17 protein-coding genes are annotated in these 12,559 nt (G+C 52.6%); 7 read left to right on the forward strand and 10 right to left on the reverse strand.

Going from position 1 to position 12,559, the window contains the following annotated elements:
* The 7 genes from VLA04_02275 to VLA04_02305 form a co-directional block, all read right to left on the reverse strand.
* Positions 1-576 (reverse strand): ABC transporter permease (locus VLA04_02275; GenBank protein HSI20512.1); only part of this gene is annotated, 576 nt, incomplete at its 3' end.
* Positions 569-1,249, reverse strand: a complete 681-nt coding sequence (locus VLA04_02280) for an ABC transporter ATP-binding protein (protein ID HSI20513.1) — start codon at positions 1,247-1,249, stop codon at positions 569-571. The genes VLA04_02275 and VLA04_02280, both read right to left, overlap by 8 nt.
* Positions 1,250-2,224: a G5 domain-containing protein gene (locus tag VLA04_02285; protein HSI20514.1), complete on the reverse strand. Its 975-nt coding sequence runs from the start codon at positions 2,222-2,224 to the stop codon at positions 1,250-1,252.
* A gap of 81 nt (positions 2,225-2,305) precedes the next feature.
* Positions 2,306-2,920 carry a hypothetical protein gene (locus VLA04_02290; protein ID HSI20515.1) on the reverse strand — a complete coding sequence of 205 codons (615 nt, stop codon included), beginning with the start codon at positions 2,918-2,920 and terminating at the stop codon, positions 2,306-2,308.
* A gap of 61 nt (positions 2,921-2,981) precedes the next feature.
* Positions 2,982-4,886 carry a UvrD-helicase domain-containing protein gene (locus tag VLA04_02295; protein ID HSI20516.1) on the reverse strand — a complete coding sequence of 635 codons (1,905 nt, stop codon included), beginning with the start codon at positions 4,884-4,886 and terminating at the stop codon, positions 2,982-2,984.
* 47 nt (positions 4,887-4,933) lie between these two features.
* Positions 4,934-5,074, reverse strand: a complete 141-nt coding sequence (locus VLA04_02300; GenBank protein ID HSI20517.1) for a hypothetical protein — start codon at positions 5,072-5,074, stop codon at positions 4,934-4,936.
* Between the two features lie 6 nt (positions 5,075-5,080).
* Positions 5,081-5,641, reverse strand: a complete 561-nt coding sequence (locus VLA04_02305) for a phosphatase PAP2 family protein (protein HSI20518.1) — start codon at positions 5,639-5,641, stop codon at positions 5,081-5,083.
* Positions 5,642-5,663: 22 nt separating this feature from the next.
* Between VLA04_02305 and VLA04_02310 the strand changes: the two genes are divergently transcribed.
* Entirely contained in the window at positions 5,664-6,602 is a 939-nt protein-coding gene (locus VLA04_02310) for a tyrosine-type recombinase/integrase (protein ID HSI20519.1), read from the forward strand.
* Positions 6,603-6,652: 50 nt separating this feature from the next.
* Here the strand turns inward: VLA04_02310 and VLA04_02315 are convergent, their stop codons facing one another.
* Entirely contained in the window at positions 6,653-6,814 is a 162-nt protein-coding gene (locus tag VLA04_02315; GenBank protein ID HSI20520.1) for a hypothetical protein, read from the reverse strand.
* A 256-nt stretch (positions 6,815-7,070) separates the two neighbouring features.
* Here VLA04_02315 and rpsF point away from each other — a divergent pair, with 256 nt between their 5' ends.
* The 5 genes from rpsF (at position 7,071) to VLA04_02340 (ending at position 9,950) form a co-directional block, all read left to right on the forward strand.
* The gene (gene rpsF, locus VLA04_02320; protein ID HSI20521.1) at positions 7,071-7,613 is read left to right on the forward strand and encodes a 30S ribosomal protein S6; all 543 of its coding nucleotides are present in this window, start codon (positions 7,071-7,073) and stop codon (positions 7,611-7,613) included.
* Positions 7,614-7,649: 36 nt separating this feature from the next.
* Entirely contained in the window at positions 7,650-8,120 is a 471-nt protein-coding gene (locus tag VLA04_02325; protein HSI20522.1) for a single-stranded DNA-binding protein, read from the forward strand.
* Between the two features lie 5 nt (positions 8,121-8,125).
* Complete coding sequence (rpsR, locus tag VLA04_02330; GenBank protein ID HSI20523.1) at positions 8,126-8,377, forward strand: 30S ribosomal protein S18; 252 nt, start codon at positions 8,126-8,128, stop codon at positions 8,375-8,377.
* Positions 8,378-8,404: 27 nt separating this feature from the next.
* The gene (efp, locus tag VLA04_02335) at positions 8,405-8,968 is read left to right on the forward strand and encodes an elongation factor P (protein HSI20524.1); all 564 of its coding nucleotides are present in this window, start codon (positions 8,405-8,407) and stop codon (positions 8,966-8,968) included.
* 100 nt (positions 8,969-9,068) lie between these two features.
* Complete coding sequence (locus tag VLA04_02340) at positions 9,069-9,950, forward strand: hypothetical protein (GenBank protein ID HSI20525.1); 882 nt, start codon at positions 9,069-9,071, stop codon at positions 9,948-9,950.
* A gap of 65 nt (positions 9,951-10,015) precedes the next feature.
* On the opposite strand, the gene groL is transcribed toward VLA04_02340, so the two are convergent.
* Complete coding sequence (gene groL, locus VLA04_02345) at positions 10,016-11,665, reverse strand: chaperonin GroEL (protein ID HSI20526.1); 1,650 nt, start codon at positions 11,663-11,665, stop codon at positions 10,016-10,018.
* Positions 11,666-11,679: 14 nt separating this feature from the next.
* Complete coding sequence (locus tag VLA04_02350) at positions 11,680-11,979, reverse strand: co-chaperone GroES (GenBank protein ID HSI20527.1); 300 nt, start codon at positions 11,977-11,979, stop codon at positions 11,680-11,682.
* A 141-nt stretch (positions 11,980-12,120) separates the two neighbouring features.
* On the opposite strand from VLA04_02350, the gene VLA04_02355 reads away from it, so the two are divergent.
* Positions 12,121-12,559, forward strand: a 439-nt coding sequence (locus tag VLA04_02355) for a hypothetical protein (protein HSI20528.1), incomplete at its 3' end; no start/stop codon positions are given.

A 12,559-nucleotide genomic window follows, 5' to 3' on the forward strand; every position in this document is an offset into this window, starting at 1 on the left:
TGTCGACTTTTCTTCCGTGATACCAATGACCGTAAAGGTAGCTGTGCCAATGGTCACCTGCTGATTAAGTGCGGTTCCCTGGTCAAACAGCTGTTCTGCCACACCCTTGGAGAGCAGGGCAACGCCCCGGTCATCAGCAGCAAACATACGGCCTTCTTTTACCGTCAAAATATCAACGGTTTCCAGGAAATTGGCATCTGTGCCGGCAATGGTTGGGGCGGCAGCCTTTTCTCCCACTTTTACCGAACCAGGAATAAGGCCGAGCGGGGCCACCGATGCCACGCCTTCCAACTTACGGATCCCCTCAACGTCGGCGCGGGTCAACACATCGCCAGAGATAAACGCAGCCGGGTTGGCCTGCTGGCCGCCACTCGTATCAATCTTGCCGGCTGTCACGGCTACAATATTGGTCCCCAAACCATCCACCAGGGAGGCGACATCGTTTTTCAGCCCTTGGCCCATGGCTACCAGGGTTGTCACGGAAGTAACACCAATAACCACACCTAGCATGGTGAGGAGGCTGCGGACCTTATTACCCCAAATGGAAGCAAAGGCACTGCGGATGTTATCAAGCATGGTCCCCCTTAACGACACCGTCCAATATATTGATAATCCTGTCGCACCGCTTTGCCACCCGCTGGTCATGAGTAACAATGAGCACCGTCTTCCCCGCCTTCTTAAGGTCGGCAAGGATGGCCATGACATCTTCCCCGGACTTGCTGTCCAGGTTACCCGTTGGCTCATCAGCCAAAATAATGTCCGGATCGTTGATGAGTGCACGGGCAATGGCTACCCGCTGCTTTTCACCACCCGAGAGCTTGGTAGGTACATGGTGAATGCGATGTCCCAATCCCAAATCCGTCAGAAGCTGTATGGCCCTGGCCTTGCGGTCTGGCTGCCTCAGGTACTGGGCTGGCATGAGTACATTAGCCAACGCCGTAAGACGCGGAAGCAGATTGAAAGACTGGAATACAAACCCAATTTTGGCGGCGCGGAGTTCTGCCAACCGCCTGTCCGAAAGGGAAAGGTGTGCCGCTTCCCCTGACAACCAAAGCTTGCCCTGGGTTGGTCTGTCCAAAAGGCCGATCAAATTCATAAGGGTTGATTTGCCGGAACCTGACGGGCCCATAATGGCAACCAACTCACCTGCCTCCACCTCTAAACTGATCCCTTTAAGGACCGGTACGGCGTTGCCGCCTTCTTCATAGGTTTTCACCACCTCACGCACCTTAATGGCGGGACTTTTCATCTACTTCTCTACGACTACTGAAATGACTCCCGTTGATGTACTGGCAATGGCCGCAAATGCGTCACAAGAAAGGTCGATCACCCTATTCTCTCCAAATGGGCCCCTGTCATCAATCACCACTTCTATCGACTTGCCGTTCGCCAGATTGGTGACCACTACTTTAGTACCCTTGGGCAGCGTCTTATGGGCAGCAGTGAACCGGTTAATGCCACAAGCCCGGTAGAATGTGCCCAACCCCTTGTCCAGGCGGGTCACTTTGGTCCCCCGCACAATAACTTCGTTCACCGGCTCACTGGTGCGTTCCGCCTTGAGCTTGGTGCGCGACACTTCCCGCACTTTCCCGTCCGCACCTGTTTCACGACGCACCAAGTAGGTGGTTTTTAGTACACCGTTCTTACCAGCTTGCTCCACTTTGGTGACACCCCGGTCGAGGTTGGGATCGTCCTTTTTTTGAGTGGTGTACGGAACTGCCGTGGCAAGGGTCAGCTCAGTCTCCGCCACACGGGTAATGCTGATAGCCACAGGTTCGTCATTAGGGACAAGTGCCATAGTACGTGCAGGCGTAACTTTGTCCTTACTGGCCAACTCCAAATGCTGCTCCTCTGCCAAAGCCTCAACGGTAGGTGCCCAGGTGCGCACTGTCCGTGTGGTTCCCGCCTCAGTAATCTTCACTACCTGCGCTCGGTATACCAAAAGCTGGCTTCCAATCCCCATCGTCGGGTCGGGAAACGAAAATACCTTGTCTTCTGGGTACACGCGCACACCGAGGCGTGCCAACATTCCCTCAGTAGTGGTCTCTAGGAAGCTCCCCGTATACCGTTCCGCCTCCCTATCAGAAGGAAGGCCAGGCATAGCGATGAGCTCTGTTTCAGCAGCACGTGTCTTGGCTGGCATTTCACCCTGGAGAAGAACTCCCATAAGTGCGCCAGCGGCAACAACCATCGTAATGATTGCAGCCGGTTTCGATGCTTTCATATGCACCCTCCACTGTACCGCGCGCAGGCCCTTCTGTCCACTTGGCGGGAATAAAAAAGTCCCACCTTTGTTGGGTGGGACTTAGGACTTTCCGTTTGTCATATCCGCCTCCATGCGTTGTGGTTTGGGTAGTCCAATTACTCCCCATTCCGGTCGTCGTTGACGCCGTATCCAGCGTCCAAATGCATTGCGCGCAGCTAACGCGCAAAGAGTCGAGTACCTGATGTTCTCATCAACCATGAACACATGCATATCGCTATGGCGTGCGCCATAGTCCATGCAGGTGGTCACAAACTCCCTCGTCGTAAGGGAATTGGTGGTCTCTGGAGAAGCAACCAAGTGCACCCGCTTGTTCCCCTTGGCCAAACCGAGGCCAAAGCTCATCCACCGCCTTACTTCACGCTGCTGCAGCACCTCGTCTTCCAGGGAAAGAGAAAAGTGAAGCTTGATGTGAATAAAGTTGTAGCCCACGTCCTTAAGGAAGTGGTCAACTAAATGCCGGATGTGGGAAAGGTACTCTTCCTGAGCCTCCTGCTCCTTACTCTCCGCCTCGTAGCGGAAAGGGCCAGAACAATAGATATTAAGGTGAGCGATCCACTTGGATGCACTCGACCTCTGCTTCACTTGGGACCACAGCCGGAAAACCGGTCCGGAGTACCACCAAGAGTCAGCGTCTGACGATGCGATCCTCCTCATACAGTTTCACCTCACTGAATCGCTCAGAAAGGTACCAAAAAATACGCCCCACGTAAAGGTGCTATATCTTTTGGATGAGTTCTTCCGGCACTTCGTGAATGAACCGGGAAGGCGGATTCATCTGCAAGAGGCCGTACAGGCGCCGCTCAAAAGCATACATAAGGTAGAGCCGATCCTTGGCCCGGGTCATGCCCACATACGCGAGGCGCCGCTCCTCTTCCATTTCCTTCTTCTCAGCTAGTGCGCGGGTATGAGGGAAAATGCCCTCTTCCATTCCTGCAATAAACACGACGGGAAACTCCAACCCTTTGGCGGCATGGATGGTCATGAGGGTAATCCAGCCCTCTGGTCCGGGCCTGTCGTTTGCCTGCTCCGCATCTTGGACAAGTGCCACCGATTCCAGGAAGTCATCCAGGTTTGTAACACCATGGGATGCACCGATAAGCTCTTGGATGTTTTCCCACCTGGCCTCACCCTCCAACGAACCGTCCTGTATGTACTCACGGTACCCTGTGCGACCTAAAATAAGCTCGACCAGCTCATCCACCGTTTTACCGTCGCTGCGCTGCCTTATTTCTTCCATCATAGTGAAAAAGTAGGCAACCTTGGGCGGAAGGTCATCGTACGGTGCGTGAAGGCCACGCTCACGCAACCCCTGTACCGCCTTGGCACCCACGCCACGGGTTGGCACATTTATGACACGCTCCACACTCACCCAGTCTTGCGGATTGGCAATCAGGCGGAGGTACGCCAGGATATCCTTTACTTCTTTGCGCTCGTAGAACTGGACTCCCCCAACTATCCGGTACGGGATGTTGTAGCGGATGAGCGTTTCTTCCAAGAGCCGGGACTGTGCGTTGGTCCGGTAGAGAATGACAAAATCGTCGTAAGAATGAAGGCCCGTAAAGGAACTGCTCCTCAGCAGCCCTTGCACCTCCCTGATAATGAACTCGCCCTCGTCCCGTTCATTCAGGCATTCAACCACCATGATAGGCGATCCCGCCGGGCCATCTGTCCAAAGCACCTTTTCGCTGCGTTCCTCGTTCTGGGTGATGACTGCCTGGGCGGCATCCAAAATAGTCTGGGTAGACCGGTAGTTCTGCTCTAGCTTAATGACAGTCGCATCCGGGTAGTCCTTATGGAAGTCCAGGATGTTCCGGAAATCTGCCCCGCGCCAGGAGTAGACGGATTGCCAGTCATCCCCGATGACAAAAAGGTTGCGATGCTTGGCGGCCAGCAACTTAACCAGCTTGTACTGCGCCTTGTTGGTATCCTGGTACTCATCAACCATGATGTACCGGAAGCGCTCCTGGTAGTCTGCCAGTATCTCCGGATGTTTCTCAAAGAGCTCCAAAGTCTTAAGGAGGATGTCGTCAAAATCCAGGGCATTGGCAGCTTTGAGGAGGGCCTGGTAACGCACGTACACACTATGCACGGCCTGCTGGAACGGGCCCATGGCAAAACGGCCATACTCTTCGGCGGAAACCAGCTCGTTTTTAGCGCCAGAAATTTGGGAGTGCACGCCCCTGGGGTTGTATTGCTTCTGATCCAGGTTAAGGTCGTTCATGGCGCGCTTCACCGCTGCCTGCATATCGCCATCGTCAAAGATGACAAACCTACTGCTGTACCCCAACGCTGAACGGTCCAGTTCACGGCGCAGGATACGCACGCAAACCGAGTGGAAGGTACCAAGCCATGGGAGGCGGAACCCCTCTTCGGGGCTGCCAAGCAGACGTGCAATCCGGTTCTGCATCTCGCGTGCCGCCTTGTTGGTAAAAGTGACACAAAGAATGCCTAACGGGTTTTCTTTTTCTTCCTTGAGCAAGTACGCAAAGCGGTGGGTAAGGGCCTTTGTTTTGCCACTCCCCGCGCCAGCCAAAATCAACACCGGGCCTTTGGTGGTGGTGACAGCCTCTTGCTGAGGTGGGTTGAGAGATGAAAGGAGGACCGCGCCTATGTCAGACATGCGTATAGGGAGGAGATAGTCTTATTGGTACAAACGGCCCCGCCACGTTAAGGGGCAAAGGATGGGGCAGGCTCTTGCTGCACAGGTGTAAGGGCAGGCTCAGGAGTAAGAAGGCGGGTCACAAAGAAACCGGCACAGAACGCACCAGCAAGAATAAGGGCCCAAGTGACAAGTGGTCGAAACGCCATATATTCCTAATGATTTGGGAGAAAACGCCTGATACTACTGGCTTCACGATGGAGATACCAAGAGGCACAATACGCAACTACGATACCCCCCAAAATGTCTGTTGGATAGTGCACGCCAGCTGCGATGCGGGAAAGCGCAATGAGCAAGGAAAGGAACAGAAGCCATTTGCCTAACCTATGCATCCCGCTATGCCAAATACTGAAAGCAATGGCAAAGGTTATGAGGGTGTGCCCAGAAGGAAAGCTGGCAGGGTCGACATGGAGCGGGAGGTTTGCCAGCTCGGGATGTGTCACAAATGGCCGCTCTCGGAACAACATAAAGTTAAGCACTGCTTTGAAAGCCAGGCCAAAGACAACTACCAGGACAGCCATGAGTGCCGCTTTTTGGTTGCCATGCTTATGGCTGAGTGGCTCTGGGCGGCGCCAAAGGATGTATACCGTAAGAATGGGGATGACTATGAGGAATTCCGCAATGAGCACCGTGGCAAACGATGACCATACGTTATCGCCGGCCCACAGTGCCAGCTCCCGCACAACCCACCAGTCCAGCGCATGAATAGTATCCATATGAGTAGTGTATCATGGGGGCATGCTACTCTCTACCGTTGTCCACGAGTACCTGGAATACATGGCCGTGGAGCGCAACCGCTCCCCAAAAACCATCGTGGCCTACCGTCACTACTTTGCGCGTTTTTCGACATGGCTCAAGAAGGACCTGCCTTTTGAGGAGATAAGCCCGGACCATATCCGTAAGTACCGGCTGTTCCTCTATAACTTTTTGGATGACCAAAACGAGCCACTAACTACTAAAACCCAAAGTTACCACGTCATTGCCCTGCGCTCCCTGTTCCGATACGGGCTTAAGCGGGGGCTAAAATGCCTCTCCCCGGACCTCATCGAATTACCAAAGACTGAAGCGCGCGAAGTGCAATTTTTAAGCATTGAAGAATTGGAAAGATTGCTCGCCATCCCGGATACCTCGACCATGGTAGGAACCCGGGATAGGGCCATCATGGAACTGCTTTTTTCCACTGGTCTACGTGTAAGTGAGTTATCGGCTCTGAAAAGGAATATGTTTGATACCTCGACGGGTGAAATGAGGGTGGTTGGAAAGGGTCGGAAAGAGCGGATTGTTTTCATTTCAGACCGCGCCAAACAGTGGGTCGAGCAGTACTTTGCCAAGCGCGGCGATACGCTTGATGCAGCCTTTGTTGGCTACCGCGGAAAGGGCGTGGGTGATGCCCCTTCGCCCAAGGTCGAGGCCAACGCCACCCCCCTTACCCCCCGCTCCATTGAACGGGCCGTGGAGAAGCACACCTTAGTGGCAGGCTTGGCTAAAAAAATAACGCCCCATACGTTGCGTCATTCTTTTGCCACAGACCTGCTTTTAAATGGTGCCGATATTCGAAGCGTGCAAACCCTGCTCGGCCATGCATCCATCACCACCACCCAGGTTTATACCCATATTACGAACCAGCAGCTCAAAGAGGTCCACGACCGGTTTCATGGGAAGAAGCTGGAGGACTAGTCCACAGTACAAAAAAATGTGCCCCGTTCAGGCTGGGCACATTTTTCTTTTTATTTGGACTCAAGCTGGGCAAAGAGTGGTTCAGGATTATCCAGGTTGTCGGTATTTTTGGCAACCTCGTCCTTAATCTCTTCAATATGCTGGAGCCGTTCCTGTGCAAGCTTGACCAAATCCTGGTAGCTCATCACCGGAACTGCGGTGGAAGTAGTCATGTTTTTTAATATTTGTTTTTCGAAATTAAATAATTATGCGCCCTACCCACCATTTTGTCAATCCACTCCAACACAAACACTTTGTTTTTGCTTTTCCAGAGCCATTTTTATGTAATTTTCCCCAAGTGGTAGTGTTTCCACGAGCCAAGTTGGATAACCTGCATACCAGATTGCCTTTTCCCCTCCCTCCTGCTACTATGCGGTAGCCATTGGTGGTTTGTATCTAGACCACATCAATTTTGTCGTACCAGTACTCATGCGTGAAGCACAAACCAATAATTACGAAGTCACCTTCATCCTAGGAGAGGCCTCTACAGCTGAACAGGCTGCAGCCAAAACCAAGGAAGTAAGTGCCCTCATCACAAAGCTCGGCGGAAAAACCGAGAAAGATGAGCAGTGGGGCAAGCGCGACCTAGCGTACCCAATCAACAAGAACCGTTCTGGCACCTACGTGACCATGTGGTTCTCCATGCCTTCCTCCGAGGTCATGGCGTTTGAGCGCGCCCTCCGCTTCGATGAGAGCGTTATCCGTTCCTTGGTAATCAAGGCCTACACAACTGCCCAGCCAGGCAGCCTCTACCCAGTTCCTGAGGAAGAGAAGCCTGCCCGTGGCAGCCGCCGCACTTCTGACAAAGACGCAGCCGTTTCTGCGGAAGAAGAGCTCCGCCGCAACAGCGGCACCAAAAAGGACAAGGCTGCAGCAGTCGACGCTGAAGAAGAAACCCTCTCTGAGGAAGACCGTCTTAAGCAACTCGACGACGCTGTAGATGAACTCCTTAAGGATGAATCAGCAGAATAAGCTGTAACCTTACGTTCCCCTGGGAACCAAAACCTTATGATCAACTTGAACCGCATCGAAGTCATCGGCAACCTCACACGGGACCCTGAGCTTCGCATGACGCCAAACAATCAGAGCATTACCTCATTCAGCGTGGCTACCAACCGCCGCTACCGCGACAACGCGGGACAGTGGATCGATTCCCCACCTGAGTTCCACAACATCATTGTGTGGGGCGCACTTGGTGAGCGCTGCAACCAAATCCTACACAAGGGAGACCGCGTGTATGTTTCTGGCCGCTTGCAATCCAGTTCATGGGAATCCCCTGATGGTCAGAAGAAAAGCAAGACCGAAATCGTTGCCGATAGCATTATTGGCCCTGACACCATCAACAAAAACATGGGTGGTGGTTCAGAAGACGGTGGTTTTGCCCCCTCTTCCTCTGCCGCACCTGCCAAGTCTTCCCCCAAGAAGGCCACCGCACCTGCCGCTGACGAAGAAATCAACATTGACGATATTCCGTTTTAAACCTCATGCCAGCACCACGTAACGCCAAGGCCGCGAAAGGTGGGTACCCAGTACAGCGCAAGCGCCGTCCACAGGTAACCCGCGACACCCGCGAAATTGACCACAAAAACATTGCGCTTATTAAGCGCTACACCAACGAGTTTGGCGCCATCGAGTCCCGTCGCCGCAGCGGAAACGCCCCTGTTACCCAGCGCATGCTGGCTCAGGCAATCAAGCGCGCACGCATCTTGGCACTCTTGCCATTCGTTAAGAACTAATTCGGTTCGCTCCGTTACTGCAAAACCATGCTTAGTATTACTGACCTCAAAACCGGCACCACATTCGACATGAATGGCGATCCCGTTGTTGTCCTGGGTTACCAGCACAGCAAAATGGGCCGCAGCGGTGCCGTGCTCCGCACCAAGCTCCGGAACCTCAAGACAGGCGCTACTTTTGACATCACGTTCAAAAGCAGCGACAAGTTTGAAGAGGCTCCCCTGGAGCGCCGGAGTTGTCAGTACCTCTACGCCGAAGGTAACGGCTTTGTTTTCATGGACAACGCTTCCTTTGAACAGCTCACCCTCAGTGGTGACGTAGTAGGTGAAAAGTCCCGCTACCTGAAAGAAGGGAGTGAACTCCAGATTGTTTTCTACGAGGACAAGCCAGTGAGCGTCGTCTTCCCCATTAAAATGGAGTTTGAAGTAGTCCACACAGAACCAGGCGTTAAGGGCGATACCGCCCAGGGCGGCAGCAAACCTGCAACCTTGGAAACGGGTGCCATTATCACCGTCCCGCTCTTTGTGAAGATTGGCGACATCCTTCGGGTGAACACAGACGAGAACACCTACGTGGAACGCGCAAACCGCTAACCCCACGGGGTAAAACCGGCCCCACGGGGCCGGTTTTTTTGTGTTTGCACAGGTGGCATCTGCCTGTATACTATAAGAGCTAGATTAACCGTTGTACTCCATGTTCAAGTTCCTCAAAGACTTTTTGTTCGAAGAGAATGAGATGCCCATCCTTGCCACCCCTGAGCAAGTTGGTGCTGTTAACGTCAAAACTGTCGATGAAGAAGGGATTGAAGGCGAAGAGCCGGCTGCTGGCAATGGAAAGACTGAAACGGCCGATACTTTTTGGCCCGCAGCTACATCCAAGAAAGTTCTCGATGTAATGGGACCAGCTACCGCTGAAGACACTGCAGAAAAACCCGTGTCCACAGGACTCCCCCTCATGCTAGACCTCAACCCCCTGGATGGGTCCCCCGCATCAGTCACTCCAGATTACAATGTGCTGAATATCTCACCTGAGCTTGAAGGTATTGCTGACGCAGCCCCGGTTTTGGAGAAGCCAGCAGAAATCATCAACTTCCCTATTGCTGAACCGGAAAAGCTAGAGGTAGCGGCTGAAATACCAGTTGCCACCCCTGTGGTAGAAAGCATTGTTGCCAAACCGGCCACTCCTGAGCCAGTACTCGCGCCTAAAGCAGAAGAAAAGCCAGCAACCCCAGAGTTCTCTGCCGATAGTATTGCCGACCTCCGCGCCAAGACAGAGGAAGAAATGCGTGAAGAAGAGGCAGCAATTGCCAAATTTGAAGCTGACCTAGCAGCTATTAAAGCTAAAATTGAAGCCCGCCGCGCTCACCTCACTGAGATTAAGCAGATCCTTCCCGAGATAGAAAAGACGGAAGCCGAGCGTCGCATGATTGAAGAGAACGCCGCCAAGCTGGAAGAGGGTAAGAAGCAAGTGGTAGACCGAATTCACACCTTGCGCAGCAAGTTAGATGGTGGCGCCGTTGTAGACGCTGCTCCGGTTAACCATTTTGAGAGTACAGACCACCAAATGGCCGCCTAAAAGTGCAGACAGACAGATTAAAAAAGATCCGCCCTGAGGCGGATCTTTTTTTGAGACGGAAGGGCTTAGTAGCCCATTCCTCCCATGTCTGGAGCAGCAGGAGCCGCAGGCTCTGGCTTAGTGGCAATGAGCACCTCGGTAGTGAGGATCATTGCTGCAGCGGACGCAGCGTTCTGCAAAGCGGAAGAGGTAACCTTGAACGGGTCAATGATACCCGCCTTCATCATGTCTACAAACTCGTTGGTTTGCGCGTTGTAACCCACGAAGGCAGACTTAGCCTTACCCTGCTGTTGGCTCAACTGCTCACCAATCTCACCAGCGTTCTCACCAGCGTTCTCAACAATCTGTTGGAACGGGGCGCGGAGTGCCTTTCCTACAATGGCTACGCCCACTTCTTCGTCGGAAGAGAGGTTCATGCCTTCAACTGCATCGCGCATTTCGCGGGAAGCGGTCATGAGTGCTACGCCACCACCAGGGAGAATGCCGCCATCCTGCTCATCAACCGCAGCGCGGGTAGCAGCAAGGGCGTCTTCAATACGGTACTTCTTCTCCTTCATCTCGGTCTCGGTAGCGGCGCCAACCTTGATCACACCAACACCACCGGACAGCTTGGCGATACGCTCCTTAAGCTTGTCCTTGTCATAGGATGACTCGGTCTTTTCAATCATCACCTTAATCTCGGCAATACGGCTTTCGACCGCCTTCTTGTCACCTTTGCCACCAACAATGGTGGTTTTGTCTTTGGTGGATGTCACCTTATCGGCACGACCAAGCATATCCACGGAGATATTCTCCAGGGTAAGGCCAACGTCTTCGGAAATGAGGGTGCCACCAGTAAGTGCGGCAATATCCTTAAGCATTTCCTTGCGTCGGTCACCAAAGCCAGGGGCTTTAATGGCCAAGGTGTTGAATGCGCCTTTGAGCTTGTTCAAAACAAGTACGGTAAGAGCTTCACCTTCAATGTCTTCCGCAATAATGACCAGGTTCTTCTTTCCGGCTTGGGCAAGCTGCTCAAGAAGGGGCAGGATTGCCTGGATGGAAGAGATTTTCTTGTCGGTAATAAGGATCTGCGCATCAGCGTAGGTTGCCTCCATGCGGTTAGTATCGGTCACAAAGTAAGCACTCAAGTAGCCGTTATCAAACTGCATACCCTGGACAACATCCTTGTCCAAACCAAGCTTCTGGTTCTCTTCAACGGTAATTGGGGCGTTGTAGCCAACTTCCTTGATGATGTCGGCAATCAGCTTCCCAATCTCAGGGTCACCCGCAGAGATAGTAGCCACGTGGGCAATATCATCCCCCTTCACCTCTTGGCGCATGGCGCGGAGGCGCTCTACGACAAATTCCGTAGCCTTTTCAATGCCACGCTTAAGCTCCATAGGGTTGGAACCAGCCGCAACGTTCTTAAAGCCCTCGTTAACCATGGCCTGCGCCAGTACAGTGGCAGTAGTTGTACCATCACCTGCTACGTCGTTGGTCTTGGAAGAAGCCTCACGGACGAGTTGTGCACCCATGTTTTCGTACTTGTCCTCAAGTTCAACTTCTTTGGCGATAGTCACACCATCGTTGGTAATGATTGGTGAGCCATAGCTTTTCTCAATCACCACATTGCGACCCTTAGGCCCAAGGGTCACCTTAACCGCATCGGCCAAGGCGTTGACGCCGGAGCGCAACTTGGCGCGGGCATCCTCAGAGTATGCAATTTGCTTTGCCATAATGTTGCAGTTAGTTATTCAAGGATTGCCAAAATGTCATCGGCAGAGAGGATCATAAGCTCTTCACCCTCAATCTTTACTTCTTCAGATGAAAAGCCATGCTTCTTGAAGAGAATGTGGGTACCCTTTTTGAGGCCGAGCTCTGCAAAGTCTACCTTGGTCCCCTTATCGAGGTTGTTTCCGTCACCAACGGCAATGATTTCACCGTGCTGTGGCTTTTCTTTGGCGGTATCGGGGATGAAAATTCCCGTAGCCGTCTTTTCTTCCTTTGGCGCTGGCTTTACCAGCACTCGGTCACCAATAGGCTTAAGCATAGGGATATACTTACTTTTAATCTGTAATCACTCTGCAGTGTAAAGTAAGCTTTCCATATTCGCAAGAGTTGTCCGGACTAATATTCATGAAAGGAGTGGGCCACCTTGGCCTCACCGTCTTTACCTGAGATAATTATAGTTATGAGTATCTCCTATGAATTACCGCGTCAGGCCGAAACGGAGTTGACTGATTTAGCGGAGAAATCGAAACTCCCTCGCATAGAGCACCGCCTTGAGGAAAATGAGAATCGGGAATCACCCATTGCAAGCTACATAGCGGACTTTGAGAGCTCCCCCGTGTTCATGCAAGCATTTAATGCACGAAAAAAGATACTGGAAGCAGAGCATCGTCGCCCCTTAGAGCGCGAAGTTATCCTTCCTTACTTCCGTGCTAGTGACCAATATATTTCAGCACTACATTCATACTGGAACGACGGCCACCAACTCCCTGCCACCGAAGAATTCCTCGCCACCTTGCACTCAGATGCAGTAGACCGACTCTATGACTATTGGGACTTCATCAGATCTTTGCCTCATAGTTATCAGTTGATTCGTATGCGGTACGAAGCCCTGGAGGCAG

It is taken from the genome of Verrucomicrobiia bacterium, assembly GCA_035460805.1.
Taxonomy (GTDB): Bacteria; Patescibacteriota; UBA1384; order CAILIB01; family CAILIB01; genus DATHWI01.

Excerpts from the sequence above, each read along its gene's own strand:
- VLA04_02315 (HSI20520.1), bottom strand. The coding sequence starts at position 6,814 with ATGACTACTTCCACCGCAGTTCCGGTGATGAGCTACCAGGATTTGGTC.
- efp (HSI20524.1), top strand. The coding sequence starts at position 8,405 with ATGCTTAGTATTACTGACCTCAAAACCGGCACCACATTCGACATGAAT.
- VLA04_02350 (HSI20527.1), bottom strand. The coding sequence starts at position 11,979 with ATGCTTAAGCCTATTGGTGACCGAGTGCTGGTAAAGCCAGCGCCAAAG.
- groL (HSI20526.1), bottom strand. The coding sequence starts at position 11,665 with ATGGCAAAGCAAATTGCATACTCTGAGGATGCCCGCGCCAAGTTGCGC.
- VLA04_02325 (HSI20522.1), top strand. The coding sequence starts at position 7,650 with ATGATCAACTTGAACCGCATCGAAGTCATCGGCAACCTCACACGGGAC.
- VLA04_02305 (HSI20518.1), bottom strand. The coding sequence starts at position 5,641 with ATGGATACTATTCATGCGCTGGACTGGTGGGTTGTGCGGGAGCTGGCA.
- VLA04_02285 (HSI20514.1), bottom strand. The coding sequence starts at position 2,224 with ATGAAAGCATCGAAACCGGCTGCAATCATTACGATGGTTGTTGCCGCT.
- VLA04_02310 (HSI20519.1), top strand. The coding sequence starts at position 5,664 with ATGCTACTCTCTACCGTTGTCCACGAGTACCTGGAATACATGGCCGTG.
- VLA04_02340 (HSI20525.1), top strand. The coding sequence starts at position 9,069 with ATGTTCAAGTTCCTCAAAGACTTTTTGTTCGAAGAGAATGAGATGCCC.
- VLA04_02295 (HSI20516.1), bottom strand. The coding sequence starts at position 4,886 with ATGTCTGACATAGGCGCGGTCCTCCTTTCATCTCTCAACCCACCTCAG.
- rpsR (HSI20523.1), top strand. The coding sequence starts at position 8,126 with ATGCCAGCACCACGTAACGCCAAGGCCGCGAAAGGTGGGTACCCAGTA.
- VLA04_02300 (HSI20517.1), bottom strand. The coding sequence starts at position 5,074 with ATGGCGTTTCGACCACTTGTCACTTGGGCCCTTATTCTTGCTGGTGCG.
- rpsF (HSI20521.1), top strand. The coding sequence starts at position 7,071 with ATGCGTGAAGCACAAACCAATAATTACGAAGTCACCTTCATCCTAGGA.
- VLA04_02290 (HSI20515.1), bottom strand. The coding sequence starts at position 2,920 with ATGAGGAGGATCGCATCGTCAGACGCTGACTCTTGGTGGTACTCCGGA.
- VLA04_02280 (HSI20513.1), bottom strand. The coding sequence starts at position 1,249 with ATGAAAAGTCCCGCCATTAAGGTGCGTGAGGTGGTGAAAACCTATGAA.